General features: G+C 57.4%; 20 protein-coding genes and 1 pseudogene. 11 read left to right on the top strand and 10 right to left on the bottom strand.

What is annotated here, in order from left to right:
- Positions 1 to 71: 71 nt before the first annotated feature.
- On the top strand, positions 72 to 1,208 hold the full coding sequence (gene ispG / locus ABJD00_RS10255; RefSeq protein ID WP_413834518.1) for a flavodoxin-dependent (E)-4-hydroxy-3-methylbut-2-enyl-diphosphate synthase: 1,137 nt from the start codon (positions 72 to 74) through the stop codon (positions 1,206 to 1,208).
- 16 nt (positions 1,209 to 1,224) lie between these two features.
- Here the strand turns inward: ispG and ABJD00_RS10250 are convergent, their stop codons facing one another.
- The 3 genes and pseudogenes from ABJD00_RS10250 to ABJD00_RS10240 all read right to left on the bottom strand — a co-directional run bounded on the left by ABJD00_RS10250 (position 1,225) and on the right by ABJD00_RS10240 (position 4,156).
- Complete coding sequence (locus tag ABJD00_RS10250) at positions 1,225 to 2,031, bottom strand: isocitrate lyase/PEP mutase family protein (RefSeq protein WP_413834515.1); 807 nt, start codon at positions 2,029 to 2,031, stop codon at positions 1,225 to 1,227.
- Positions 2,028 to 2,774 (bottom strand): DsbA family protein, encoded by a 747-nt coding sequence (locus tag ABJD00_RS10245; protein WP_413834512.1) that lies wholly within the window; start codon positions 2,772 to 2,774, stop codon positions 2,028 to 2,030. Before ABJD00_RS10245 ends, ABJD00_RS10250 begins: the two co-directional genes overlap by 4 nt.
- A 3-nt stretch (positions 2,775 to 2,777) precedes the next feature.
- Positions 2,778 to 4,156: pseudogene (locus ABJD00_RS10240) on the bottom strand (M48 family metalloprotease).
- Between ABJD00_RS10240 and ABJD00_RS10235 the strand changes: the two are divergent.
- The 6 genes from ABJD00_RS10235 to ABJD00_RS10210 all read left to right on the top strand — a co-directional run bounded on the left by ABJD00_RS10235 (position 4,155) and on the right by ABJD00_RS10210 (position 12,758).
- Positions 4,155 to 5,300: a pyridoxal phosphate-dependent aminotransferase gene (locus ABJD00_RS10235; RefSeq protein ID WP_413834509.1), complete on the top strand. Its 1,146-nt coding sequence runs from the start codon at positions 4,155 to 4,157 to the stop codon at positions 5,298 to 5,300. The pseudogene ABJD00_RS10240 and the gene ABJD00_RS10235 overlap by 2 nt on opposite strands.
- Positions 5,301 to 5,357: 57 nt before the next feature.
- Positions 5,358 to 6,566 (top strand): N-acetylmuramoyl-L-alanine amidase, encoded by a 1,209-nt coding sequence (locus ABJD00_RS10230; RefSeq protein ID WP_413834507.1) that lies wholly within the window; start codon positions 5,358 to 5,360, stop codon positions 6,564 to 6,566.
- A 107-nt stretch (positions 6,567 to 6,673) separates the two neighbouring features.
- Positions 6,674 to 9,184 carry a penicillin-binding protein 1A gene (locus ABJD00_RS10225; RefSeq protein ID WP_413834504.1) on the top strand — a complete coding sequence of 837 codons (2,511 nt, stop codon included), beginning with the start codon at positions 6,674 to 6,676 and terminating at the stop codon, positions 9,182 to 9,184.
- A 141-nt stretch (positions 9,185 to 9,325) separates the two neighbouring features.
- Positions 9,326 to 10,450, top strand: a complete 1,125-nt coding sequence (gene prfB / locus ABJD00_RS10220) for a peptide chain release factor 2 (protein ID WP_413834502.1) — start codon at positions 9,326 to 9,328, stop codon at positions 10,448 to 10,450.
- 71 nt (positions 10,451 to 10,521) lie between these two features.
- Positions 10,522 to 11,955, top strand: coding sequence for an amidase (locus ABJD00_RS10215; protein ID WP_413834500.1), 1,434 nt, complete (start codon positions 10,522 to 10,524; stop codon positions 11,953 to 11,955).
- A complete protein-coding gene (locus ABJD00_RS10210; RefSeq protein WP_413834498.1) occupies positions 11,907 to 12,758 on the top strand; it encodes a DUF2189 domain-containing protein in 852 nt (283 codons plus the stop codon). The genes ABJD00_RS10215 and ABJD00_RS10210 overlap by 49 nt, the downstream gene beginning before the upstream one ends.
- Here the strand turns inward: ABJD00_RS10210 and ABJD00_RS10205 are convergent.
- Genes ABJD00_RS10205 through ABJD00_RS10195 form a run of 3 tightly spaced genes read right to left on the bottom strand, consistent with a single transcriptional unit; the run spans position 12,755 to position 14,590 of the window.
- The gene (locus tag ABJD00_RS10205) at positions 12,755 to 12,973 is read right to left on the bottom strand and encodes a hypothetical protein (RefSeq protein ID WP_413834495.1); all 219 of its coding nucleotides are present in this window, start codon (positions 12,971 to 12,973) and stop codon (positions 12,755 to 12,757) included. The genes ABJD00_RS10210 and ABJD00_RS10205 overlap by 4 nt on opposite strands.
- Positions 12,970 to 14,124, bottom strand: a complete 1,155-nt coding sequence (locus ABJD00_RS10200; RefSeq protein ID WP_413834492.1) for an aromatic ring-hydroxylating oxygenase subunit alpha — start codon at positions 14,122 to 14,124, stop codon at positions 12,970 to 12,972. Before ABJD00_RS10200 ends, ABJD00_RS10205 begins: the two co-directional genes overlap by 4 nt.
- Before the next feature lie 49 nt (positions 14,125 to 14,173).
- Positions 14,174 to 14,590, bottom strand: a complete 417-nt coding sequence (locus ABJD00_RS10195) for a hypothetical protein (RefSeq protein ID WP_413853697.1) — start codon at positions 14,588 to 14,590, stop codon at positions 14,174 to 14,176.
- A gap of 225 nt (positions 14,591 to 14,815) precedes the next feature.
- Here ABJD00_RS10195 and ABJD00_RS10190 point away from each other — a divergent pair, with 225 nt between their 5' ends.
- Positions 14,816 to 15,613, top strand: a complete 798-nt coding sequence (locus tag ABJD00_RS10190) for a helix-turn-helix domain-containing protein (RefSeq protein ID WP_413834487.1) — start codon at positions 14,816 to 14,818, stop codon at positions 15,611 to 15,613.
- On the opposite strand, the gene ilvN is transcribed toward ABJD00_RS10190, so the two are convergent.
- From ilvN to ABJD00_RS10170, 4 genes are all read right to left on the bottom strand, one after another.
- Entirely contained in the window at positions 15,610 to 16,170 is a 561-nt protein-coding gene (gene ilvN, locus ABJD00_RS10185; RefSeq protein ID WP_108835689.1) for an acetolactate synthase small subunit, read from the bottom strand. The genes ABJD00_RS10190 and ilvN overlap by 4 nt on opposite strands.
- A gap of 80 nt (positions 16,171 to 16,250) precedes the next feature.
- Complete coding sequence (locus ABJD00_RS10180; RefSeq protein WP_413834484.1) at positions 16,251 to 18,002, bottom strand: acetolactate synthase 3 large subunit; 1,752 nt, start codon at positions 18,000 to 18,002, stop codon at positions 16,251 to 16,253.
- Positions 18,003 to 18,356: 354 nt separating this feature from the next.
- Positions 18,357 to 19,010 carry a response regulator transcription factor gene (locus ABJD00_RS10175; RefSeq protein ID WP_413834482.1) on the bottom strand — a complete coding sequence of 218 codons (654 nt, stop codon included), beginning with the start codon at positions 19,008 to 19,010 and terminating at the stop codon, positions 18,357 to 18,359.
- Positions 19,007 to 20,461: a cache domain-containing protein gene (locus tag ABJD00_RS10170; RefSeq protein ID WP_413834480.1), complete on the bottom strand. Its 1,455-nt coding sequence runs from the start codon at positions 20,459 to 20,461 to the stop codon at positions 19,007 to 19,009. Before ABJD00_RS10170 ends, ABJD00_RS10175 begins: the two co-directional genes overlap by 4 nt.
- A 250-nt stretch (positions 20,462 to 20,711) precedes the next feature.
- Here ABJD00_RS10170 and ABJD00_RS10165 point away from each other — a divergent pair, with 250 nt between their 5' ends.
- From ABJD00_RS10165 to ABJD00_RS10155, 3 genes are all read left to right on the top strand, one after another.
- Positions 20,712 to 21,797 (top strand): TRAP transporter substrate-binding protein, encoded by a 1,086-nt coding sequence (locus ABJD00_RS10165; RefSeq protein ID WP_413834477.1) that lies wholly within the window; start codon positions 20,712 to 20,714, stop codon positions 21,795 to 21,797.
- Between the two features lie 114 nt (positions 21,798 to 21,911).
- Positions 21,912 to 22,868, top strand: coding sequence for a TRAP transporter small permease subunit (locus ABJD00_RS10160; RefSeq protein ID WP_413834474.1), 957 nt, complete (start codon positions 21,912 to 21,914; stop codon positions 22,866 to 22,868).
- Positions 22,869 to 22,936: 68 nt separating this feature from the next.
- Positions 22,937 to 25,291, top strand: coding sequence for a TRAP transporter large permease subunit (locus tag ABJD00_RS10155; protein ID WP_413834472.1), 2,355 nt, complete (start codon positions 22,937 to 22,939; stop codon positions 25,289 to 25,291).
- Positions 25,292 to 25,389: the final 98 nt, after the last annotated feature.

The raw sequence follows: 25,389 nt of genomic DNA, 5'->3' as shown, positions 1-25,389 counted from the left end.
GCGGCCATTGCCGGGCGGGTCAAGACTGTCTATCTTGGTTGACAACTGTTTCAAGTCCCAAGGCTTCTGATATGTCGATCAATCACATCCGCCCATGGCGCAATATCTATCGGCGTAACAGCCGGCAGATCATGGTGGGCAATGTGCCTGTCGGCGGGGATGCCCCGATCACCGTGCAGACGATGACCAATACGCTTACGACTGACGCGCGTGCCACAATTGAACAAGTGCAGGCGGCGGCAGAGGCGGGCGCGGACATCGTGCGTGTCTCTGTCCCGGATCAAGAGAGTGCAAAGGCCATGAAGGAGATCGTGCGCGAAAGCCCGGTCCCGTTGGTTGCAGACATCCACTTCCATTACAAGCGTGGGATCGAAGCGGCAGAGGCGGGGGCCGCTTGTTTGCGGATCAACCCGGGCAACATCGGCGATGAAAAGCGGGTCAAGGAAGTCATCAAAGCCGCGCGCGATCACAACTGTTCGATCCGCATTGGCGTTAATGCCGGGTCTTTGGAGAAACACCTGCTGGACAAGTATGGTGAACCGACTCCGGATGCGATGGTGGAAAGTGGCCTCGATCACATCAAGATCCTGCAGGACAACGATTTTCATGAGTTCAAGATCAGCTGCAAGGCGTCGGACGTGTTCATGGCCGCCGCCGCTTATCAACAGCTTGCAGAGGCCACAGACGCTCCGATTCACCTTGGGATCACCGAGGCGGGTGGGCTGACCTCTGGTACGATCAAATCGGCTATCGGCCTCGGACAGCTCTTGTGGATGGGGATTGGTGACACGATTCGTGTGTCGCTCTCCGCCGATCCGGTTGAAGAGGTCAAAGTGGGCTACGAGATTCTCAAGTCCCTCGGCCTGCGCCACCGCGGTGTGAATATCATCTCTTGCCCCTCTTGCGCGCGGCAGGGCTTTGACGTGATCAAGACGGTGGAAAAGCTCGAAGAACGGCTGGCTCACATCAAGACGCCCATGAGCCTCAGCATCATCGGATGTGTGGTGAATGGCCCCGGAGAAGCGCTGATGACCGATGTTGGCTTTACGGGCGGTGGGGCCGGGCATGGCATGGTCTATCTGGCCGGCAAGCAGAGCCACAAACAGGACAACGCCAGCATGGTCGATCATATCGTCGAACAGGTGGAAAAGAAGGCCGCTGAGCTTGACGCCGCCTCTGCTGCCGAAGCAGTTCAGGCTGCAGAGTAAGCGCAGGCAAAGACGGTTATTTCCGCAACAGTGCCTCGATCTCGTCGAAAGTGGCTGTGGTTGCAGGGTACGTGATCTGCCCGTCGTCCAGCACATCGCGCATCATGCTGATGACGGCACCATATGCCGCACGCGCGAGTGCAGCGCCGGTGCTGATCCGCGCAACACCCAAATCGGCAAGCGATCGGACACTGAAGTCGCCCTTATTGCTGCCCACGAGCATGTTGACTGGCACGTCTCCCGCGGCAGATAGCACAGCGCGCACCATCTCTGCATTGCCAAGGCCGGGGGCGTAAACAACATCCGCGCCGACTTGTGCGAACCCTGCAATACGCTTGCAGACGTTTTCAAGATCGCCTTCGGGCCACTGCATCGCTTCGGCGCGCGCTGTGATCACCAGCCCGGTCCCCTTTGCAGCCTCGACGGCTGCAGCCACTCGGTCCACGGCCTCTGTCAGATCAAACATGCGGCCATCCGCGCTGATGTCTTCAATCGATGCGCCCGAGATAGTACGGGCCGCGGCCTTTTTGATGGCGCGCGCGACATCTTTTGGTGCGTCGCCGCCGCAGCTTTCCAGATCGGCAGACACTGGAAGACCGGTTGCATCACCAAGCGCACAAGCCGCATCCAGCATCTCATTAAAGCTCAGTGTGCCCTCGCGGCGACCCAAAACGAATGCAGCCCCGGCACTTGTCGACCCCAGCGCTTTTGCACCCATGCTTGCCAACATCCGCGCACTTCCAACGTCCCATGGATTGGGCATCACAAGCGGCTTGCCCGCCACATGCAGATCGCTAAATTCGGCGCGAGAAGACCCGTTCACCCGCGTTTTTCGTCCACTAGCGCCTGCATCTGATCATAGGGCAGGAACCCACGCACCAATTCGTCCTGAAGTACGAATGTCGGAGTCCCTGTGATCGAAAGCCGTTGCGCCAGCGCGCGGGTGCGGCGGATTTCGTCCGTGACCTGTTCGCTGTCCATGTGCGCCTCGATCGCATCTGCATCCAGACCAAAGGTGCTCGCCATACGCTTGAGCGCGCGCATATTCACATCCCCGTTCATCTCCATCAGCGCATCATGCAAACCGCCATAAGCGTCATTGCCCGCAATGTGTTTGGTCGCCACGGCAAAGCGTGAGGCGAGTAATGACTGTTCTCCGAGGATCGGGAACTCTTTTACAACCAGCCGGATATTGCCGTCGGTTTCCAGCAGCTTGGCCACTTCTCCATGGGCGCGTTTGCAAAAACCACAGCGGTAGTCGAGAAATTCAACCAACGTGATGTCACCTTCGGGATTTCCGGCGACAAAGCTGTAACCGTCATTGAAAATCTCTTCGGCGTTGTCGCTGACAAGGCTCACGTCGGCCTGTGCTTGTGCAGTCTGCTCGCGTTCCTCGAGCACAGCCACCGCGTCCATAATCACCTGCGGGTTCTCCATCAGGTAGGCGCGCACTTCCTCGCGGAAAATCGCGCGCTCTTCGTCGGTCATGGTACTGAGATCAACCGCCTGTACTGGCAGGGAGAGGCTGAGCGCCATTAGGCAGGAGGCGGCGAGGGTGCGAAACATGGTTTATCTCTTTCTCTTTGCAGCGCGTTCTGACGCAAGGAGCACATCATGCGCCCGTTGCCAAGGTCCAGAGCCTTCAGGTAACAAACCCGTGGCTCGTTTAGCATGTATTCCGGCGTCTTCCAGGCTGCCCCGTAAGGCGTAACGCTCGGCAGTGACCAGCGAAGCCATACCGCGGTTGCCGGTCTAAGCATAGGTCACGGCCAGGTCGCGCAGCATGGATCCATCGCGAAAATCGATAGACCTAGCGCGTTCCAAGGCGGGCAGGGCAGCGCTCACGTTTCCGCTTGCCAGAAGTGCACGTCCATAGCCTGCCTGAAGCAATCCATCTCTTGGCCGTAATTGCACCGCGCGTGCATGGGCATTGCTGCAGCGGCAAACTGGCGCGTCTCCATTAGGATCTGCCCCTTGAGGTCGTAATAGAACGGATCTTTTGGGCGCGACGCTATCGCCCTGTCGATGGCCGAAATGGCGCGTTTTGTCTTGGAATTGCGATGTTGCGCTACAGCTTCGCGCATCAACGCCACGTCTCCATATCCACTTTCACCAATGCGGTTCATCGTCCAGTTGGGGCGCCGCTTAAACGCCGTCAACTTTCCCTTGGCGCGTGCAAACCAGTAATTCCATTTGGAGGCATCCGAACTTGTGAGGTCTCCGTAGGCCGCTGCGAACCCTTCAATCGTGCGTAATCGGTCGCGGCTCAGTGGATGTGAGCGTACGTAAGGGTCTTGTCTTGCGGCGGACAAAACCTCTTGCCCCCGAAAAAGGCGGAAAACATCCAGCATCCCCGACAGTGGAATGCCCGCGCTGCGTAAATACCGTGCACCGGACTGGTCTGCCGCGGTTTCTTCCGCACGGGTATGGGCGAGAAAGTTACGCATCGCGGCGCTTTGACTGCCGATAGCAATGGCTGCCGCGGCTTCTCCTCCACCTGCAGCCGCGGCTTCTCCTCCACCTGCAGCCGCAGCAATGATCGCCAAAGCTGTGCCAAGGCCGGCAGCGGTACGCGCATTGCCCAAATTGGTCATGCGCCGCGTAATGTGTCCGTTGGCGATATGGGCTGCTTCGTGCGCGATCACCGCCTGCAACATGGCTGCCGTCTCCATCCGGCCAATCAGGCCGGAATGGATGTAGATTGCATCGTTGCTCACGACAAAGGCGTTGAGTGACCCATCGTCCACCACAAGGATCTTGGTGCTCGCACTCAGACCGGCTGCACGCAGCACAGGCGAGGCCACTTGCGCCAGTGCATATTCAATGTCCGCATCCCGAAGCAGCGACACCGCCCGCGCAGGCAATGCCAGAGCAAAGGTCAGGATCAGTATTGACGCAAGACGCCCGCAGGTATGAAAGGTCATGAGCAGCATCATAGGAGTGCGCATGCGAACCTCAAGACGCAGTGAAGTCGATCCCTTTATCGTGATGGACGTGATGGAGGCGGCGCGGGCCGCCGAAAGCGTGGGGCGCCAAATTATCCATATGGAAGTGGGTCAGCCGGGCACAGGCGCGCCACAAGCGGCCGTCCGCGCACTGAACGCGGCGATGGAGGAGGGGCCATTGGGATATACAGTCGCTTTGGGCTTGCCTGCACTGCGTACGCGTATCGCTCAGCTTTATGGCGAATGGTACAACGTCGATCTGGACCCCGAACGGGTGATTGTGACCTCAGGGGCGTCGGGTGGCTTTATCCTCGCATTCAATGCCCTTTTTGACAGTGGCGACCGTGTTGGCATCGGCGCGCCGGGCTATCCCAGCTATCGCCAGATCCTTGCCGGACTTGGGTTCCAGCCTGTTGATCTGCCAACGACAGATGCCAACCGGTTGCAGCCCGTGCCAGCCGATTTCGCGGATATCGATCTGGCCGGGCTTTTGGTGGCTTCGCCCGGCAATCCAACGGGCACGATGCTGGATCGCAGCGCGATGTCTGATCTGATCGAGGCGGCCCACGCCCGTGACGTCAGCTTTATCAGTGACGAAATTTACCACGGTATCGAATATGAGCGACGCGCAGTCAGTGCCCTTGAGGTCAGCGACGATGTCTATGTGATCAATTCGTTCTCCAAGTATTTCTCGATGACAGGCTGGCGCGTCGGATGGATGGTGGTGCCTCCTGATCATGTGCGCGTGGTTGAACGCATCGCGCAGAACATGTTCATTTGCGCGCCGCACGCGTCTCAGGTTGCAGCACTCGCCGCGATGGATGCGCATGACGAATTGCAGGGAAACATGGACGTCTACCGCGCAAACCGTGCTCTCATGCTTGAAGAGCTGCCAAAGGCAGGGTTCACACACATAGCGCCACCAGATGGGGCGTTTTATGTTTATGCTGATGTCTCTGATATCACGCACGATTCCCGTGCCCTCGCAGCAGAGATACTCGATAAAGCGGATGTGGCGGTCACTCCGGGCTTGGATTTCGATCCGGTGCGCGGGCACACAACACTGCGCTTTTCCTACGCCCGCAAGACCGAGGACATTGCCGAAGGGTTGCGGCGATTGTCCGATTTCATGGCCAAACGCAGATAGGGGGATTCCCGTGCCGGTGTGATTGGCTTATGCTGCCCGAAAAAAGCGGGCAAAGCGATGCGGGCACTTTTCACGGCACTCATGATCTGGGTTTGCGCTTTGAGCGCGAGCGCGCAGGACCTATCGGGACTGGCCCGTGTGGATATGGCGCAAAGCTCGGTCGAGGATGGCTGGTTGGGGGGCACCACATTGACCCTCGCACTGAGCCAGGGGGTGCCGTTTCGGGTTTTTGTGCTGGATGAACCTGCGCGCCTTGTTGCCGACTTCCGAGAAGTTGACTTTGCCGGTGTCACTGCCGAGGCCTTGCTTGGAGAGACGGAAAGCATTTCCAGTGCTCGTTTCGGGACGTTCAAACCGGGCTGGTCACGTCTTGTGGCCGATTTGAATGGTCCGATGTTGCCTGTCGAGATTGGGATGCCGGTGGACACCAGCACCGGAGCTGCGGTGCTCAACATCACGCTTGAAGACGTCGATGGCGAAACGTTCGCGGCCCGCGCCGGAGCACCTGTCAATCCCGATTGGGGTGTGCAGGCCGCCGCACCGCCGCCCAAAATCGCCGAAGACAGCTTTGTCCTTGTGATCGACCCGGGTCACGGCGGCGTTGATCCGGGCGCGGTTCGCGACAGCACCACCGAAAAAGAACTGATGCTTGGCGTTGCATTGTCCTTGCGTGATGTCTTGCGCCGTGCCGGTGGAGTTGAGGTTGTGCTGACGCGGGATACGGACAGGTTTGTCTCACTGACTGGCCGGGTGGCACTGGCCCATCAGGTTAGCGCAGATGCATTTGTGTCGCTACACGCGGATTCACTTAGCGAAGGGCAGGCGCGCGGGGCGACGGTCTATACCCTGTCCGATGAGGCATCTGATGCGGCATCCGCCCAGCTTGCCGCACAACACGATCGTTCGGACATCATTGCGGGCGTTGATCTGAGCGGGACAGATGACCAGGTGGCCTCGGTTTTGATGGACCTCGCGCGCGTCGAAACCATGCCGCGCACTGGTGCGCTGGCGAGTGCGTTGATTGATGCGATGGCTGAGGCGGGTGGGCCAATGAACAAACGTCCTCGCCGCGAGGCATCCTTTTCAGTGCTGAAAAGTGCGGATATTCCATCCGTTCTGGTCGAGGTCGGGTTCCTGTCGGACAAACGCGATCTTGCAAACCTGCGCGATCCGATCTGGCGGGCGGTGATGGTAGAGGCGTTGGCAACCGGTATCCTCGCATGGCGCGACGCAGATCTGGCGCGCCAGCCATTGGTGCGGCAGTAGGGTCAGTTCACATCGGCGAGACGTTGCGGAAGCGGCTTTTGACGCCTCTGGAACGCTCGCGTATAAGGGCGTAAAGCAACCTTTGTCTAAAACAGGTGCGAGCGGTCATGCTTCGGTTCATTTTGTCCTTCTTCGGTGGGATCTTCACCACCATCACTATGGGTGCAGCGATGATAGCGCTGTCCGTGGGGGCAGTGTTCTGGATGTATGGGCGCGATCTGCCCAGCCATGAAAGCCTCGCGCAGTACCAGCCTGCCACGATCAGCCGTATCTATTCGGGCGAAGGGCGGATCATTGATGAATTCGCGCAGGAGCGACGACTGTTTGCTCCCGCGGAGTCGATTCCGCCGATGATCAAGCAAGCGTTCATCAGTGCCGAAGACAAGAATTTCTACACCCACGAAGGCTATGATCTGCGCGGCATCGGGGCAGCGGCCTATGATGCGGTGCGTACGCGGGGTGCGGATGTGCGCGGGGCCTCGACCATCACGCAACAGGTGATGAAAAACTTCTTGCTGTCTGGCGACCGTCAGGCCGAACGCAAGATCAAAGAAATCATCCTCGCCGCTCGTGTCGAGGGCGCGTTGAGCAAGGAGAAGATCCTTGAACTGTATCTGAACGAGATTTTCCTTGGTCAGAACTCCTATGGCGTGGCTGCAGCCAGCCAGACCTATTTTAACAAGAACCTTGACGAGTTGGCCCCGCACGAGGCCGCGTTTCTCGCCTCGCTGCCCAAGGCCCCGTCTGACTATCATCCCGTCCGGCGCAAAGAGCGCCTTCTTGCGCGGCGCAATTTTGTGCTCAAGGAGATGATGGAAAACGGTTTCATCAGTGATGCGACCTACGACGAAGAGCGCGCAAAACCGTTGCGCTCGGTCCAGAATGGTGACTTTGACAGCTTCAAAGGCGAATTGCCGCCGCGCGATTACTTTACCGACGAAATCCGCCGCCAGTTGAGCGAGGATTTCGGCGAAGGTGAGTTTTTCACCGGCGGTTACACAGTGCGTGCCACCATTGATGCCGAGATGCAGCCTGTTGCTGCGCGGGCGCTGCGCACACAGCTTGAAACCTATGACCGCGGGCGCGGCAGATGGCGCGGAACGGGCGAAAAGATCGAAGCGGAGCAGCTGGAAAACTGGGCCGAAGCTTTGGCGGACTTGCGCGTCGCTCGCGACATTGATCTGAATGGTGTTTGGCGTCCTGCTGTTGTGCTGGAGGTCGGCGAACAGCAGTTACGCCTTGGCATTGAAGGGTGGAGTGAAGGTCAACCGGAACCGGTCGTCCCTCGCGATGACATCAAATGGATCTCGGGTAATTTCGTCGACAATTTCGAAGTTGGTGACGTTGTGCACGTACGTGCCATGACCGAAGATGATGGCGGCGCGTTTATCCGTTGGTCCCTGCGGCAGGTGCCCGAGGCGCAAGGCGGCTTTGTAGCGATGGACGTGGACACCGGTCGCGTGATTGCGATGCAGGGTGGGTTCAGCTACCAGCATTCGGTGTTCAACCGGGCCACACAAGCCAAACGGCAACCCGGTTCGTCGTTCAAACCCTTTGTCTATGCCGCCGCGCTCGATAGCGGTTATACTCCTGCGACCATCGTCGTGGACGCCCCGATTGAGATCAACACACCGCAGGGTCTGTGGCGGCCACGAAATTCCTCCAACAAGTTTTACGGACCGACTCCATTGCGCACCGGGATTGAACGGTCGCGTAACCTGATGACCATTCGTCTGGCCGAAGAGGTGGGGATGGACACAGTTGCCTCCTATGCAGAGCGGTTCGGGGTCTATGACTACATGTCGCCCTTTCTGGCCAACTCTCTGGGTTCCGAGGAAACGACGCTGTATCAGATGGTGTCGGCCTACGCGATGTTTGCAAACGGCGGTGAGAGGGTACAGCCGACGCTGGTTGACCGGGTGCAGGACAGGTTTGGCCGCACGGTTTACCGGCATGACGAACGGGTCTGCAATGACTGCACGCAATTGGCGAGCCTTGATGCGGGCTTTGGTCCACGGATCGCGTCAAACCGTGCACAGATCATGGATCCGGTTACCGCCTATCAGCTGACTTCGATGATGGAAGGCGTTGTTCAGCGAGGCACGGCGTCACGGACTGTGAACTTGCCGGTTCCGATTGCAGGCAAGACGGGTACAACGAACGATGCCAAGGACGTTTGGTTTGTTGGCTTTTCCAGCAACATCGCTGCCGGGTGCTATATCGGTTACGACCAGCCCCGCGGCCTTGGGCGTGGTGCATCTGGTGGCGGCATGTGTGGCCCTGTGTTTCAGGAGTTCATGACCGAAGCGATCAAGAAATATGGCGGTGGCGAGTTTGAGGTTCCTCCAGGAGGTTACTTTATCAAGATCGACCGCTTTACTGGCGCACGTCTCAGCGATGATGCCAGCGGGCCAAACGTAGTGGCTGAATACTTCCGTTCTGGCGAAGACCCGATCTTTGGTCTGGCTTTCGACGGCGGCTTTGCCATGGGTGAAGACCTTCCTTTGTTCGAAGAAGTCCAAACCAGTGGACGGGAAGTTACCACATCCACAGGGCGCAAGGCGGTTGTTGGACCCAAGGCCAGCTTTGGATCATTGAGTTCTGGTGGCCTGTACTGACACGGCGTTTTCGGAGTCGGGCAGGCGGCTCGCCATTCTTGTGATTGTCAGCGCTCTGAAGTTTATCTGACGGGGTGAAGGGCGCTTGTGGCGCGCAGGGGCTTGAGCTATTTCACAGGCTCGCCAGTTAAGGGATACGTGATGCGCGCCGAAATTCAGAACATCGTGACCGAAATCGAAAAGTCGGTGGATTTGTTGGCGCAACGTCTGGATATCGACACCGCCCAGCATCGGCTGGAAGAATTCAACGCCCGTGTAGAAGACCCGAACCTGTGGGACAATCCAGAGGCCGCGCAGAAACTGATGCGCGACCGGCAAATGTTGGTTGACGCGCTTGAGGTGCATGGCCGCATTTCTCAGGACATGACAGACAACATTGAGTTGATCGAGCTTGGAGAAATGGAAGAGGACGCCGAGGTTGTGGCCGATGCAGAGGCTGCATTGAAGGCACTGGCCGATCTTGCTGCGCAAAAAGAGCTGGAGGCGCTGCTGGATGGTGAGGCTGACGGCAACGACACCTTTCTTGAGATCAACTCTGGCGCGGGCGGCACAGAAAGTTGTGACTGGGCTTCGATGCTGGCCCGCATGTATGTCCGTTGGGCGGAAAAGAAGGGCTACAAGGTCGAATTGCAGTCCGAGTCCGCCGGGGAAGAGGCGGGCATAAAATCTGCCACCTACAAGATCAGCGGCACCAACGCCTATGGTTGGTTGAAATCTGAATCCGGTGTGCACCGTCTGGTGCGCATCAGCCCATTCGACAGTGCGGCCAAGCGGCACACGTCCTTTACCTCTGTCGGCGTTTACCCGGTGGTCGACGACAATATCGAGATCGAGGTGAACCCGGCGGACATCCGTATCGACACCTATCGCTCCTCTGGGGCAGGCGGGCAGCACGTGAACACCACTGACTCGGCCGTGCGGATCACGCACGCCCCAACGGGGATCGTGGTGACCAGTTCTGAAAAGTCTCAGCACCAGAACCGTGATATCGCTATGAAGGCCTTGAAATCACGCCTTTATCAGATGGAATTGGATCGCCGGAATGCCGCCGTGAACGAGATGCATGAAAACAAGGGCGATGCGGGCTGGGGCAATCAGATCCGATCCTACGTGCTGCAACCCTACCAGATGGTCAAAGACCTGCGCACCAACCACGAGACATCCGACACCAAGGGTGTGCTGGATGGTGACCTTGATGGCTTTATGGCTGCAACGCTGGCGCTGGACGTGTCGGGCAAAAGCCGGGCCGAAGCGCAGGGCGACTGATCTGGCCGCCTTTCAAAGCTGACCTTGATCTTGTGTGCCAAAGGGAAGACGCTGATGCCAGCAGATGACCAATGTCTGCGTTAAAGAACGAGGCACACATGATCGATGATGGCGCACTCGCCCTTCGCGCGCGGATGGACGCGGGCGAAATCAACGCGCAAGACCTGATGGCCCAAACGCTGGCCCGGATCGATGCGGTGAACGGCACGGTTAACGCGGTTGTTTCTTTGTGCGACCGCGATGCGCTGATGGCCGAAGCGGCGTCTGCGGATGCCAGCCCCAAAAAGGGGTGGCTGCACGGCATTCCGATGGCGGTCAAGGATTTGGCCAATGCTGGCGGATTGCCGACCTCGATGGGATCACCGCTGTTTGCCGGAATGATTGCTGAAACCGATGATGTCGCCATCGCCCGTATGCGTGCAGCAGGAGCCCTCATAATCGGTAAAACCAACACGCCGGAATTTGGGCTCGGCTCGCACAGCATCAACCCGGTGTTTGGCGCCACACGCAACCCATATGACACCTCGCGCAGTGCGGGCGGATCATCTGGAGGGGCAGGGGTTGCTCTTGCTACCGGAATACTGAGCGTCGCGGATGGGTCGGACATGATGGGGTCCCTGCGCAATCCCGCTGGCTGGAACAACGTCTACGGGATGCGACCAAGCTGGGGGGTAGTACCCTCTGAGCCGGTGGGCGATACGTTTTTGCACCAACTTGCTACCAATGGTCCGATGGCGCGTAATCCACGCGATCTGGCGGCATTGCTTGACACTATGGCCGGGCCGGACCCGCGTCAGCCACATGGGGTCACTCAAGCTCCGACATTGCCTCAGATCGAGGGGGGCGCGCACGGATTACGTGTTGCTTGGCTGGCAGATTGGGGCGGGGCGTTGGCGATGGATCCGGGTATTTTGGATCTGTGCCAAAGCGCGCTTGGTCAGATGGCGGATATGGGAGTGAGCGTAGATGCGTTGGAGGCTCCTTTTGACCGGGATGCACTGTGGGAGTCGTGGATCACCCTGCGCAGTTGGTCGGTCGCGGGCGGTCTTGCCCCGCTTTACGCTGATCCGGAAAGCCGCAAATACCTGAAGGAAACGGCCATTTGGGAATATGAAAGGGGAGAGGCCCTGTCCGCTATGGATGTGCACCGCGCAAGTATCATCCGCTCGGATTGGTTCAAAACCTCAGCTCGGCTTTTCGACCGCTATGATGTGCTGGCCCTACCATCCGCGCAGATGTGGCCCTTTGATGTGACATTGGACTATCCACGCGAGATTGCGGGAACGGCGATGGACACGTATCATAGGTGGATGGAGGTGGTCATCGCCGCCAGTCTGATCGGATTGCCTGCAGTCTGCGTGCCTGCAGGGTTTGGAGGGCCAGATGATCTGCCAATGGGTTTGCAGCTGATTGGACGGCGCGGCAGCGACGCAAAGCTATTAAGGCTTGCGGAGGCATGGCACAGCGCAACCGACTGGCCGGGGCGCAGACCACCAAAGATGTAGGGGAGCACACGATGACCCAAACCAATCCCTATCCGGATCTGCCTGCAGGTGTGCCCCCGTTTCATGCGCCACCCGAGGGGTTCATGTCCCGTGCACTTCGCCTTGGATGGGCGGACTTTCGGGCGCGCCCTGGCTTTGGTCTGCTGGCAGGAGCGTCTGCCGTGCTGACGGGTTGGTTGTTGATGGGGCTGACGATGTGGGCCGGGCACACATTCTGGCTGATATTGGCGGTCTTTGGCTTTCCACTGATCGCGCCGCTCTGCGCGCTTGGCACATATGAAGTGTCTCGGCGTATTGGTGCGGGCGAACCTGCATCGCTGAGTGCCGTACTCCACCGATTGCGGGTCGAACGCGGGCGGCAAATTCCGTGGCTGTCGATGTTGATGGTGGTTGCGCTTTTGTTTTGGTTCTTCCTCGGTCACATGATCTTTGCTCTGTTTCTGGGGCTGAAACCAATGGTCAATGTGACGACGTCGCTTGATGTGTTTCTCAGCACGGACGGTTTGATGATGATGGCGTTGGGGACGGTGATTGGGGGCCTGTTCGCCTTCCTGTTCTTTGCCATGTGCGTTCTGGGTCTGCCGCTGCTCCTTGCACGAGAGGTCGATTACATGACGGCGATCCTCAGCAGCGTGGCCTATGTGCGTGAGTACAGCCGCGCGATGATCGGCTGGGCCATGGTGATCGTGGTGATGCTAGGACTGGCAATGCTGCCGGGACTGTTGGGACTGCTGGTGATCCTGCCGTGGCTGGGGCACGCGTCTTGGCACATATACGCGCAAATCGCGGCCGGCGCGCGCTAAAGCTCGGTTTCCCGCCCCATCTCGATCAGTGCATCGCGCAAGCTGGTAGCATCCGGATGATTTATTTCCAGAGCAAACACATGTGCATGGGTCAGATAGAACCCTCGCGCATCGTCGCTGTCCGCGGCAGCCGCGGCCTGTCGATAAAGCGCGACCAAAGCTGGAACATCATGGGCCTCATGCGCGGCAAGAAGCTGCGCGTCCAGATCGCTCACTCCGCAGCCTTGTCTTGCGCGCGGTGCACGGCCATGCGTTCAGCCACCCACGAATGGAACATGTGAGTTGGCCCGTCCATGGCCGGAGAAAAGCGGCCTCCGTCAAAACCGGGTGAATGCCGCCCACGCTGCATACCTTCAACGACAAAGATGTCTTCCTCAAACACGATTTTCCACTGTTCCGCGTTCTTGGCGCGCAGGGCGGGATCTGTGTTGGGCTGGGCGTAAAACAGATGCACATGTTCGACCGTGCGGCCGGGGCCTTGTGGGACCAGAATGATGGCAAAGGCATGATCGCGGTGCACACCTAAAAGCACGTTGGGGTAGGCAGTGATATATTCGGACGCTGTGTCCCACTTGTCGCTCAACCCCTCAAAATCGGGAAAAGTCTTGCCGTCGTCGCCTGTCAATTGGCGGTAAACGAGCGTGCCTTGCCCCGAAAACCTGCCTACCGCTTCAATGTGGTAGTGATCTTCAAGACGGGAATAGCTGTTAAGCCCGGGATGGACCCACGGCAAGTGATAGCTCTCGCAATAATTTTCGACCGCCAGCTTCCAGTTGCAGTTCACTTCCAGCTGAAATGTGCTGTCGGCGCCGCCGTGGTAAAGTGGCTTGTCAAACTCCGCCCAACGGGCAAGCAGTTCTGCATTTGCTTCCTCAAATTCAGGGGCCTCGCCAGACAAGTTGATCCACACGACCCCCAGCCAGATGCGGCTGCGCACGGGCACAAGACCCAGTTGATCGCGCTTGATACCATCGGCCGTGTTTTGCCCGGGCCCGCCCACATGCGGCGTGGACACAAGACGTCCCTTCGTTGAATAGCACCAGCTGTGATAGGGGCAGCGGATCGCCCCTTCGATCTTGCGCGGCCCATCCACAAGGATCATGCCACGATGGCGGCAAATGTTGTGAAAGACGCGTACGTCGCCATCACGGTCGCGCACCAGTAGCAGCGGAATATCAAGGAAGGTAAGGGGGATCGCATCACCCGGTTCTGGCACGTCGGCTACCACGGCCAAACCGGACCACCCCGACATCAACAGGGCACTGCGTTCCTCGTCGAAAATCTCCGGGTCTGTGTAGTGCTCATTGGGCAACCCATGGGCGTTGGTGATGGGCTGGCGCACGGTGCTAAGGTCGGTGCGGTGCATAAGAAGCCTCCGGATGCTGTTTCAGGCATCATACTGGAACCTCATGCACTCACATGCGCAATTTCGACCAGACTTTTCCGTCTCCGACACTGTGAGTGGTGGCGTACAGGTTAGCCGAGACGTTTTCGCACATTTTCTTTGCTGCGCTGAGCGCGTGGGCTGGGCTCAGCACGGAATGGAATGATTTTGGCCGAAGCGCTGACCACATGTCCTGCATCATCGGGATCGCACGTAGCCCATCTGCCAGCGTGGTACCCGCATTCTGCTTGGCCCAACTTGGGTTCAGGGCCAGACGCATGTTTCGGACTGTTTTGGATTCGAATTCGACAACATCGCCGACGTCAAAAAATGTATCACGCGAAAAAATCAGGTCGGGGTCAGAAAAATAGGCCAGATCACCTTGATCTTCACACCAAATGACGGCCTTACGTTCGGTCGCGTCGCTCCATAAAATGATGCCGATCATATTTCTACCTACAGTTGGACTGACTTCAATAAATCCAGTTTTACGTGCATTAGATATGGTAAGATGCGCATCGTACGCTTGCATTTTGTGTCTGTGATAGTATCGTTTGATTGCTTTTAGCGTCAGGGTCGACGCCATATGGCGTCAGTTCGTGTTGTCCCGTGCCGCACAAGCGTCAACATTAGGGTCATCTACTATTCGGGATGGCAGCGAAAAGAGGCAGCTATGGCGGAAACGCCCAGATCACCTTCAGAATTGCGCAGCATGTTTGGCGCCAATTTACGTCTGCTGGCCAAGCCATATTCATCCATATCTGAACTTTCACGTCAGTTGGGCATCAACCGTACTCAATTTAATCGCTATCTGTCAGGTGAGAGTTTTCCCAGACCGGACGTACTGGCTCGCATCTGCTCCTTCTTCAGTGTAGACGCCCGCGTATTGCTTGAACCGGTGGATAATATTGGTCGCGGCAGCGATCCGATGACAGGGCCGTTTTTGCGCGACTATGTCGGTAAGGGTGTCGGCGATGTGCCTGAAACTGTTTTTCCGTCCGGGTTTTACCGCTTCTCGCGGCGTAGTTTTCTGTCTCGTGACCAATTTGTCAGCGGACTTGTGCATGTATTCAGGGAAGGGCAGGCGACATATGTTCGCGGGTACGAGGCCCGCGCAGCTATGGCGTCTCAGGGCCTGGACATGGATCGTAATGCGCGCGAGTTTCGCGGAATGGTGCTGCGGCAGGAAGACGGCATTGCCGCGCTGATCTCGCGCAAGGACGCAATGACCGCGTCATTCAACTTTCTTAGCCGTGTCACGTCGTTTGAGAACAACTATTGGGTCGGTTATGTCACGCGCACAGTACGCGAGTCGCCCGAGTCCGATCGCGTTGTGCGGATGGTTTACGAACATCTCGGATCGGGGATCGGAAAGGCAAAAGCGGCGTGCAAAACGTCAGGTTATTGCCAGCTTGAAGACCTACTGCCGTTTCACCAACGCCTGTTGCAGCCGGAAATCCCGTTCCGTTAATCGCCGCGGGGCAGGGCAGCGACACCCGTACGCGCGACTTGGGTGAGGCCCAACGGACGCATGAGATCTGCGAACGCATCAATCTTTTCCGGTGCGCCCGTGATTTCAAACACAAAAGTCTCCAGCGTGCTGTCGACAACATTGGCACGGAAAATGTCTGCCAATCGCAGGGCCTCGACACGCTTGTCGCCCTTCCCGGACACTTTGAACATAGCCAGTTCGCGCTCGACGCTTGGCCCCTCGACGGTGAGGTCATGCACCTCATGGACCGACACGATGCGCCCAAGTTGCGCTTTGATCTGTTCAATAACCTGCGGAGTGCCAGTTGTGACAATGGTGATGCGGGACAGATGCCCCTGATGATCCACTTCGGCGACAGTCAAGCTCTCGATGTTGTAACCACGGCCCGAAAACAGACCGATCACACGGGCCAGAACACCGGGCTCGTTCTCGACCAGAACGGCGAGGGTGTGCTTTTCCACAACGTCTGAGAAAGTTGGGCGTAGGTTGTAGGCGGAGTGGCTGGTGGAGCCTTTTTTGAGTTTTAGGGCTGACATTTTTGCATCCTTTTTCTTTTGGTCTGAGGGGGGCGGAAAACGTTACGGTTCCCAACCATTTTCCGTTTCGGAAAATGCCCCTAAACCAAGACACTTCCTTTGGCATCAATCACGCCTTGCGTTTCCGCCTCGCCCAGCAGCATTTCATTATGCGCCTTGCCCGATGGGATCATGGGGAAACAGTTCTCGTGCTTTTCCACCAGACAATCGAACAGTACGGGGCCATCGTGATTGATCATCTCCATGATCGCGTCATCCAGATCGTCGGGGTCGGAACAAATGATGCCCTTGGCTCCAAACGCCTCAGCCAGTTTCACAAAGTCCGGCAGGCTTTCAGACCAGGAATGGGAATACCGCTCGCCATGTAGCAATTCCTGCCACTGGCGGACCATACCCAAACGTTCATTGTTCAGGATGAACTGTTTGACGGGCAGGTTGAACTGCATTGCCGTACCGAGTTCCTGCATGTTCATCAGCCATGATGCCTCGCCGGCCACGTTGATGACCAAGGCGTCTGGGTGGCCCATTTGCACCCCGATGGAGGCAGGGAAGCCATAACCCATCGTGCCCAGTCCTCCGGAGGTCATCCAGCGGTTGGGATCCTCAAAGTTCAGGTATTGAGCAGCCCACATCTGGTGTTGGCCAACTTCGGTACAGATGTAGCGATCGTGATCCTTGGTCAGAGCCTCAAGCCGCGACAAGGCGTATTGTGGTTTGATCGTCTTGCCCTTTTGTTCGAATTTGAGGCAATCGACGGTCTGCCACTCGTTGATCTGACCCCACCATTTGCTTACCGCATCGCCATTTGTCTTGCGACCGCGTGACTTCCAAACCTTCAACACGTCTTCGAGCACATGGGCAACGTCGCCAACGATCGGGATGTCGGCTTTGATCACCTTGTTGATTGAAGATGGATCAATATCCACGTGTGCCTTGATCGAGTTGGGCGAAAACGCATCAATCCTGCCAGTGATCCGGTCATCAAAGCGCGCGCCAATGTTGATCATCAGATCGCAGTCGTGCATCACCATGTTCGCTTCATAGAGCCCGTGCATGCCCAGCATGCCGATCCACTTGTCTCCGCTCGCTGGATAGCTGCCCAGACCCATCAGGGTCGAGGTGATGGGAAAGCCGGTGGCCTCAACCAACTCGCGCAGCAGCTGGCTGGCCGCAGGGCCCGAGTTGATGACGCCGCCACCAGTATAAAAGACCGGACGCTTGGCAGTCTCGATGGCCGCGACCAGTTCGGTAATCGCCTCCATGTCGCCCTTGATCTGTGGTTTGTAATGCGATGTTGACGGTTTCTTTGTCTGATAGCTGCCAGTTGCGAATTGTACGTCCTTGGGGATGTCGACCAATACAGGGCCGGGGCGACCGGCAGTGGCGACGTGAAAGGCCTCGTGCAGAACACCGGACAGCGCATCCGTCTCTTTCACCAACCAGTTGTGCTTAGTGCAGGGGCGGGTGATGCCAACGGTGTCAGCCTCCTGAAACGCGTCCGAGCCAATCATGAACGTTGGCACTTGGCCCGTCAGAACGATGATCGGGATCGAATCCATCAGCGCATCGGTCAACCCGGTTACCGCATTGGTGGCACCTGGGCCGGACGTCACAAGGCAAACACCGGGTTTGCCCGTCGCGCGCGCGTATCCTTCGGCGGCGTGCACAGCGCCTTGTTCGTGGCGCACCAAGATGTGCTTGATCGAGTTCTGTTGAAAGACCTCGTCATAAATCGGTAGCACAGCTCCTCCGGGATATCCGAATACTGTGTCAACACCCTGATCAATCAGGGCTTGGACAACCATTTTCGCTCCGGTCATTTGACGTGTCATATCCGCGTGCTCCGAGTTGCGGTTTCGTTTAAGCAAAAAAAAGCCCCCCGGGTGTGGGAGGCGCATGGGGTCAGGTCTGGCGATCCGTTACCGGCCCATGCGCATGTGTCCTAGAATGACGACAACAGGTGTCATTGACCGAATGGCCCTTTCATTGCGTGGGCGGACATTATGCGCAGCCCAAATGGGCGTCAACAGGCAAAATATCGAAAAAAGTGTCTCTGGCGTATAAAGTTTTGATATTTTATTGCGTTCTACACGGCGTAACCGCAAGAACTTGAAAAATTGGAGCTGATTTTGGCCATCTGAACGGCTCGAAACATGCTGGCATACTCGGCTTCTCAACCACTCCGCCTAAATCGAGTGTCCAGTGCCCTGCAGCACACCATGCTCCAATGCATAGCGGGTCAATCCAGCGGTTGAGGATATTCCCAGCTTGCGTTTGATGTTTTTGCGGTGTGTCTCAACCGTGCGCACAGAGATGTCCAAAACGGTGGCAACTTCCTTGTTAGATAGACCCTGAGCAAGTTTCAGCAGGATCGTCTGCTCCCGCCCGGTCAAAGCGCCGGGGACATCTGCATTACGCGGTGCAATTGCTCCTTTCGCCCCGGTGCACAGATACTGCTCTCCGCGCATCACCGTCTCAATCGCGTCTGCGATTTCATCGGTGGGAACGTCTTTGAGCACGTATCCCATTGCCCCATGGCTGAGAGCCGAAGAGATGTATTCCGGGCTGTCATGCATAGACAGGATCAATACGCGGGTACCCGGGCGCTTCTCAAGAACCAATTCTGTGGCCGTCAATCCGCTCATCCCTGGCATGTTGAGGTCCATCAGGATTACGTCAGGGTTCAGTTCATCAAGTTGTTCAAGCACCGCGCGGCCAGTGCCGAGGGTGCCGACAACATGAATGCCATCATGGTCTTCCAGAACAGATTGCACGCCTTGGGCCACCATCGGGTGGTCATCCACAATCACGACACGGGCGGGAGAGTTGGGGGCAGTCATGCGCGGGCGCGCTCCTTGTCAGTCTGGGTTGGTTCGACGTCAGGCTGTACGGGTTCGGGCGACAACAGGTGGGACAGCGGTACGCTGACTTCGATTACGGTACCACCACCGATGCCGGCTGCGCTCGACAAAATGCGGAACTGACCATCCAGCTGTTCGATCCGTTCAGCCATATTGCGCAAGCCGATGCCGTTGGCGCGCTGGCGCTGTGTGCGATCAAGGCCAATGCCATTGTCTGAAATCCGCATCGTCGCGCCACGCTTATGTCCACGCAGATCGACCGAGACCTTTGTAGCATCCGCGTGCCGCTCGATGTTTGTCAGCGCCTCTTGTGCGATGCGGTAGAGCGCGATTTTGGATTCTGAATCAAGGCGATTTCGGAAGACCACTGTGTTGAACTCGACTTCGGTGCCAGTGCGCACGCTGAAATCCTCAACCAGTGCCTTGAGGGCAGGGCCAAGGCCCAAATCATCCAAAGCGCCGGGGCGCAGGTCCCGACTGATGCGGCGGACTTCGGAGATTGCGGTGCCGAGGTTTTCAATGCCCTGCTTCAAAGGGGTCTCGGCATCACCGCTGCCCTTCTCAAACCGGCGCCGCGCGGAATCAAGGGCATAGCGCACGCCCACAAGGATCTGGCTGATCCCATCATGCAACTCGCGGGCCACGCGACCGCGCTCTTCTTCCTGAGCGTCCAGGACGCGTTGTGTCAGCGTTTTCAACTTGGCATCTGCAAGACGCCGTTCGCGGAAGTTGAGCGCCATGCCAGAGCCAAAGACCAAGAGCAGAGCCGCCAAAGTGATGCCGGAAATATAGTAGAACGTGCGTTGGACCCGCGCCTCTACCTCTGCACGCGCTGCCGCCACAGATGTCAGTACGTCGTCAATGAAAACGCCCGTTCCCACTGCCCACCGCCACGAGGGAAAGGACGTGACATATGTGATCATTTCGGCCTCTTGGCCAGTGCTCGGCTTGGGCCATAAATGGGTGAGGTATCCATCGCCTTGTCGGGCAATCTCGATCAGTTCGGCTACGACCGGAGTGCCCTGACTGTCCTTCAGGTCCATGTGGTTGAGGTTGATCATCTCGGTCTGGCGCGGGCTGACAAGGTTTGTGCCATCATAGTCGTAGACAAAGAAAAACCCTTCATCCCCGTAGATCATTGCCGAAAGGATCTGGGCTACCTGATCTTTTGCTGTTTGATCATTTGGCGCAGCAGAGCCGTAAATGAAGTAGAACCCATTGCGGGCTTGCGTCACGTAGTTGCGCAACTCGCGCTTCTTGGCCTCGATCAATTGGGTCTTAAGAGCTTGTATTTCCCGCTCTGCCAGATCACGAGTCTGCAGCCCTACAAGTGCGGCAATAGCGGCTACCGCTAGAACAAGCGGGATCGCGGCCACGAGGGCCAGCTTTTGCGCATAAGTAAGGCGCAGGGCAGGTAACAAGGCTCGCACCCATCCGCGATACGACGAAAGTAGGACGAATCAAAGGGGTGGGCGCCGAAATGGTCGCGCTAACAGATGAGGGCGATCGGAAGTTTTGTTGGAAATTGGCGCAGAAAACTTACCAGAACGCGTGTTTTGCCCGTTTTGTACGCAGTACTAGGTATTCCCTATCTGAGCGCCGGCGCTAGTCTTTGCGGCACTCGAAACGCCGTTCGTGCATCTGCCGGAGGCGTTCATAAAATTTGGGAGGAGTATCTCTATGGATCGTCGTTCTTTTCTGAAGACGTCTGCACTTGGTGGTGGCGCAGCCGCCGCAACAACACTCGCAGCCCCGGCATATGCCCAAGGCAAGCGCACACTGACAATGGTTACGTCCTGGCCTCGCGGATTCGCTGTTCTGGATGACGCGGCCAGCTATCTTGAGCAATTCGTCAGCGCAATGTCCGACGGCAACCTGACAATCGAGAAAAAAGCTCCCGGCGAGCTTGTTGGCGCGTTCGAAGTGTTTGACGCTGTGTCCTCGGGCCAAGCTGACATGTATCACTCTGCTGACTACTACTTCATCGGTCAGCACCCTGCATTTGCTTACTACACAGCTGTACCTTTCGGCGGGACAGCCCAAGAGGTCACAAACTGGTACGAGCACGGCGGCGGTCAGGAACTGCACGACGAACTCGGCTCGATCTTCAACCTCAAAGGCCTGATGGCGGGTAACTCCGGTTCGCAGTCCGGTGGCTGGTTCCGCAACGAAATCAACTCGGCCGACGATTTTAACGGCCTGAAGTTCCGTATGCCCGGTCTGGGCGGTAAAGTTCTTGGTGTGCTTGGTGCGTCCGTGCAGAACATCCCTGGTGGTGAACTGTACCAAGCGCTGTCTTCCGGTGCTCTTGACGGTCTGGAGTGGGTTGGCCCAATGGCTGACGAACGCGCCGGCTTCCAGGAAGTTGCGAAGGTGTACTACACAGCTGGTTTCCACGAGCCAGGTTCGGCTCTGGCCGCAAACGTCAATCTCGACGTCTGGAACGACCTGACACCACAGCATCAGGCAATCCTGCAAAACGCATCGCGCGCCACCACGTTCTACCAGCTGTCCGAGACTCTGGCCAACAACGGTGCAGCGCTTGCGCGTCTGCAACAGCAAGGCGTCAAAACCCTGCAGTTTGGCGACGACGTATGGGATGCGTTCGGTGCAGCCTCGAAAACGGTCATGGACGAGAACATGGGCGACGAACTGTTCGCACGTACGCGCGCGTCCTTTGAGGAAAGCCTGGCCACTTCCGCAAGCTGGATCAACAAGTCCGACGGCTACTATGTTGAACAGCGCGTTCGCGTTCTGGGCGGCTAAACCAAACCAAAACAGAATGTCGGGGGCCCTATATGCAGGGCCCCCGATACTTGACAGATGAAGAGGACCGGTTTGCACACCATCGAGTGAGACAAACCGGGGAGGGGCACGCACATGGAAAACGAAAACGGCGCTGAGGCGGGCGGCTTTTTTGCGGCTGTCTTTGACGGGCTGATCTGGTTTGTGCAAAGCCTCGCACTTGGATTTTACAACATTTTCTACGCCATCACACATCCGAGCTCATGGCTGGACTGGGTGACCTGGGCTAACACCACCGAAGATAAAGAATCCCTTATGCGGTTCGTCTATTATGGCGGGTCGACAGAATTCTTTTTCGCCGTGCTGGCGATTGTCCTGACAGTCATCGGCGTCGGCATGTGGCGCAATGAATTTATGTGGGGCTGCGTGCGCGCGCTTGAAGGGCTCGCTAACGGCGTGGGCCGCCTGTTTGCATGGGCAGGCCTTTTGATGGTGCTGCAACAAATCGTCATCGTGTTTATGCAGCGGATTTTTACCCGCCCCGATATTTCTTTCGGGTTCGGTATCCCTCTGCAATTCGACATTTCGTGGTTTGCCGAGGAACTGAAACTCTATAACGCGCTGGTTGTCTGCCTGTGTGTGACCTACACCTTTGTGCAAGGCGGCCATGTGCGTGTTGACCTTATCTATGCCGCCGTAAGCCATCGGGCAAAGCGGGTTATCGATATGGTCGGGTCGGTTATCTTCATGATACCCACGGCGGTTCTGATCTGGCTTTACGGCTGGTACTTCCTTTGGCGCCACCTGATCACGCCAAACCCGGCGGCCAGCTACGACCTTGAGCGGTTGATGCGAACTTCGCGAGCGGTCCGGTGGAGTGTCGAAACCATCGGTTTCAGCCCGAACGGGTTCAACGGATACTTCCTGTTCAAAATCCTTCTGGTGTCCTTTGCCGGGCTCGTGTTCCTGCACGGGGTGGCCTTCTTCATGCGCTCTTATCTGGAATGGAAAGAGGGCGAGGCGTCCGAAGGTAAATACATGGACCGTGACACCTTGGGTGACGGCGAAGAAGCCTATGAGGGCACGCATTGATCTGCTTGGTGGCAACACACAGCACAGGCGCACAGCGCGCAACTAAAGTAAGACGGGGACGGTAAGAGATGTTGTTTGGACTTGATGGCGTAGAGATCGGCCTGATCATCGTCTTTGTCTGCCTGTTTGGCGGCATTCTTTCCGGATTTCCGGTGGCTTTTGCCATTGGCGGCGCAGGGGTCATCTCCTTTGGGATCATCGCAGCGCTCGACAGCGCCGGACTGTTGATCCACCAGGCGATTGACCAAAGCAGCCAAGCCTACCGTGATCTCGTAAACAGCGGTGTCAAACCGGACTCCATCTCAGTCTTCCGTTACCCTGACTTGGCGCGCATCGCGGAACCTGTGTTCCCAAGTGGCTGGGAAGTTGCGTTGGACCGCAACGTGTCTTTCGTTGTGAACCGGATGAATGAACGCGTGCTGGCGGGTCAGTCTATTGAAACCTTGCTGGCGGTTCTGATGTTCGTCCTGATGGGCATTACTCTTGAACGTTCCAAAATCGCCAACGACCTTCTGACTACCATGGCTAGGGTCTTTGGCCCGTTGCCCGGAGGGCTTGCTGTGTCGATCGTGGTTGTGGGCGCGTTCCTTGCCGCCTCCACAGGTATCGTGGGTGCAACGGTGGTGACGATGGGTCTTCTCGCCCTGCCAACCATGTTGCGCAACAATTACTCACCGGAGCTCTCAACCGGGGTGATTGCGGCCTCAGGTACGCTGGGGCAGATCATCCCGCCCTCCATCGTGATCGTTTTGCTGGGCACACTGGCCGGTGACCTCTATTCCGCCGCCCAAGAGGCGCGCGCGCAATCTGTCGGCTGTACTGACGCCCTGACATATCTCGGTGAACCTGCCGTTGTCTCCGTTGGTACGCTGTTCCAAGCCGCCCTGTTGCCGGGTATTCTGTTGGCGCTACTCTATGCGCTTTATGCCTTTGGCTACGCGTTGTTAAACCCGGAAAAAGCCCCAGCGGTAGAAATGGGATCAACCAACGCCGAACCGGTCACCCGATCCGAAGCGTTCACATGGTTCCTAGGCGCGCCGGTCCTGATGATCGCAGGCACGATCCTGCTCGGCTCTCTCAACATCGTGGGCAGCCAATCGACCACAATCTCCTCATTCTCTGACATTGGCGAAGCCGCATCCCTGCGCACAAATGTTGGTGAGGAGTGTCAGGCCGCAATGATCGAATTGCACGGTCAGGATGCATGGGATGCCGCAATCTCTGAGCAAGAGGCCATCGCAGCTGCCGGTGGTGTGCAGCAATCTGAACGGCTGAGCGAAGAAGAGCTGGCGACTGCTCTCGACGAACTGGTCGAAAACGCAGCCCCAATCGGTACGGGCACGGCCATCCTTCTGATCATTTTGGGTCTGATCATGACCACGGCGCGCGGCATTTCACCCAGCTCAGATCCGCGACCTCTGATTATCGGCGGGATCGGTGTCGTGCTGGTTTTGCTGGCGGACATCACGCTAGTTGGCCCGCTCAATTCGTCGGGATACTACGTTTTTGTCATGGCAATCCCGTTTGCGCTTGTTCTTTATGGTACGGTCGAGGCAACCAAGCGCTGTGCGCAAAACGAACTGATCCGCGTGGTCTTCCCACCACTGATCCTTATCGTTGCCGTTCTGGGCTCCATTCTGGGCGGGATCACAAACCCAACGCCAGCAGCGGCGCTCGGGGCAGGGGGCGCGATCATGCTAGCGGCCTACCGCAAGCTCAAGGATCTGGACCGCAGTCCCAAAATTATCATCTGGTCCACGCTTGCCATTATCATCTGCATTTTGGTCGGCATCAATTTTGACCTGCGCATCAATCAGGAAGTGGTTGCCGCACAAAGCTGGTTCGCTTTCTTTGTCGCCTATGCTGCTTATCTCTATGCTCTCTTCGGTCTGCTGTTCAGCTGCTACATCCTGTACGTAAACGGGGTGCTGTCTCCGGTCGTGCGGGAAACGGCCAAGGTCACGTCGATGGTCTTCACCATTCTGATCGGTTCGCAGCTGCTGAACCTCGTCGTGATCTCGTTTGGCGGCGAGCACTATATCCAACAGTTCCTGAAGTCATTTGACAACGAGTTCACGGTCTTCCTGATCGTGATGCTGGTGCTGTTTATCTTGGGCTTCGTGCTCGACTTTCTTGAGATCATCTACATCGTTATTCCGATTGTAGGCCCCGTCATCTACGGCGGCACGTTCGATCCCAAATGGGTGACGATCATGATCGCGGTGAACTTGCAGACGTCGTTCCTGACGCCGCCCTTCGGATTTGCGCTGTTCTACTTGCGTGGTGTTGCACCCAAGGAGGTGACAACAGGGCACATCTATCGCGGCATCATTCCCTTCGTGATCATTCAGGTTGTGGGGCTGGCCATGCTATGGACCTTCCCGGGTATCGTGACACTGATCCCGGATCTGATCCCGAACTGATCGGCGCGGCCTAGGGCGGGCTGTGGTCCGTCCTACCGGTTTTGGGCGTATAGCCCCGACTCTTTGGTTGCATAACACGCGGAAAATCTGGAGAGATT

The organism is Tateyamaria sp. (assembly GCF_039945315.1).
GTDB lineage: Bacteria > Pseudomonadota > Alphaproteobacteria > Rhodobacterales > Rhodobacteraceae > Tateyamaria.
This window is presented reverse-complemented; position numbering and strand designations above follow the sequence as displayed.

Bases quoted from the DNA above. Each gene is read 5' to 3' on its own strand.
- ABJD00_RS10225 (WP_413834504.1), top strand. From the start codon at position 6,674: ATGCTTCGGTTCATTTTGTCCTTCTTCGGTGGGATCTTCACCACCATC.
- prfB (WP_413834502.1), top strand. From the start codon at position 9,326: ATGCGCGCCGAAATTCAGAACATCGTGACCGAAATCGAAAAGTCGGTG.
- ABJD00_RS10230 (WP_413834507.1), top strand. From the start codon at position 5,358: ATGCGGGCACTTTTCACGGCACTCATGATCTGGGTTTGCGCTTTGAGC.
- ABJD00_RS10180 (WP_413834484.1), bottom strand. From the start codon at position 18,002: ATGACACGTCAAATGACCGGAGCGAAAATGGTTGTCCAAGCCCTGATT.
- ABJD00_RS10155 (WP_413834472.1), top strand. From the start codon at position 22,937: ATGTTGTTTGGACTTGATGGCGTAGAGATCGGCCTGATCATCGTCTTT.
- ABJD00_RS10200 (WP_413834492.1), bottom strand. From the start codon at position 14,124: ATGCACCGCACCGACCTTAGCACCGTGCGCCAGCCCATCACCAACGCC.
- ABJD00_RS10165 (WP_413834477.1), top strand. From the start codon at position 20,712: ATGGATCGTCGTTCTTTTCTGAAGACGTCTGCACTTGGTGGTGGCGCA.
- ABJD00_RS10245 (WP_413834512.1), bottom strand. From the start codon at position 2,774: ATGTTTCGCACCCTCGCCGCCTCCTGCCTAATGGCGCTCAGCCTCTCC.
- ilvN (WP_108835689.1), bottom strand. From the start codon at position 16,170: ATGTCAGCCCTAAAACTCAAAAAAGGCTCCACCAGCCACTCCGCCTAC.
- ABJD00_RS10210 (WP_413834498.1), top strand. From the start codon at position 11,907: ATGGCACAGCGCAACCGACTGGCCGGGGCGCAGACCACCAAAGATGTA.
- ispG (WP_413834518.1), top strand. From the start codon at position 72: ATGTCGATCAATCACATCCGCCCATGGCGCAATATCTATCGGCGTAAC.
- ABJD00_RS10235 (WP_413834509.1), top strand. From the start codon at position 4,155: ATGCGAACCTCAAGACGCAGTGAAGTCGATCCCTTTATCGTGATGGAC.
- ABJD00_RS10215 (WP_413834500.1), top strand. From the start codon at position 10,522: ATGTCTGCGTTAAAGAACGAGGCACACATGATCGATGATGGCGCACTC.
- ABJD00_RS10190 (WP_413834487.1), top strand. From the start codon at position 14,816: ATGGCGGAAACGCCCAGATCACCTTCAGAATTGCGCAGCATGTTTGGC.
- ABJD00_RS10175 (WP_413834482.1), bottom strand. From the start codon at position 19,010: ATGACTGCCCCCAACTCTCCCGCCCGTGTCGTGATTGTGGATGACCAC.
- ABJD00_RS10160 (WP_413834474.1), top strand. From the start codon at position 21,912: ATGGAAAACGAAAACGGCGCTGAGGCGGGCGGCTTTTTTGCGGCTGTC.
- ABJD00_RS10195 (WP_413853697.1), bottom strand. From the start codon at position 14,590: ATGATCGGCATCATTTTATGGAGCGACGCGACCGAACGTAAGGCCGTC.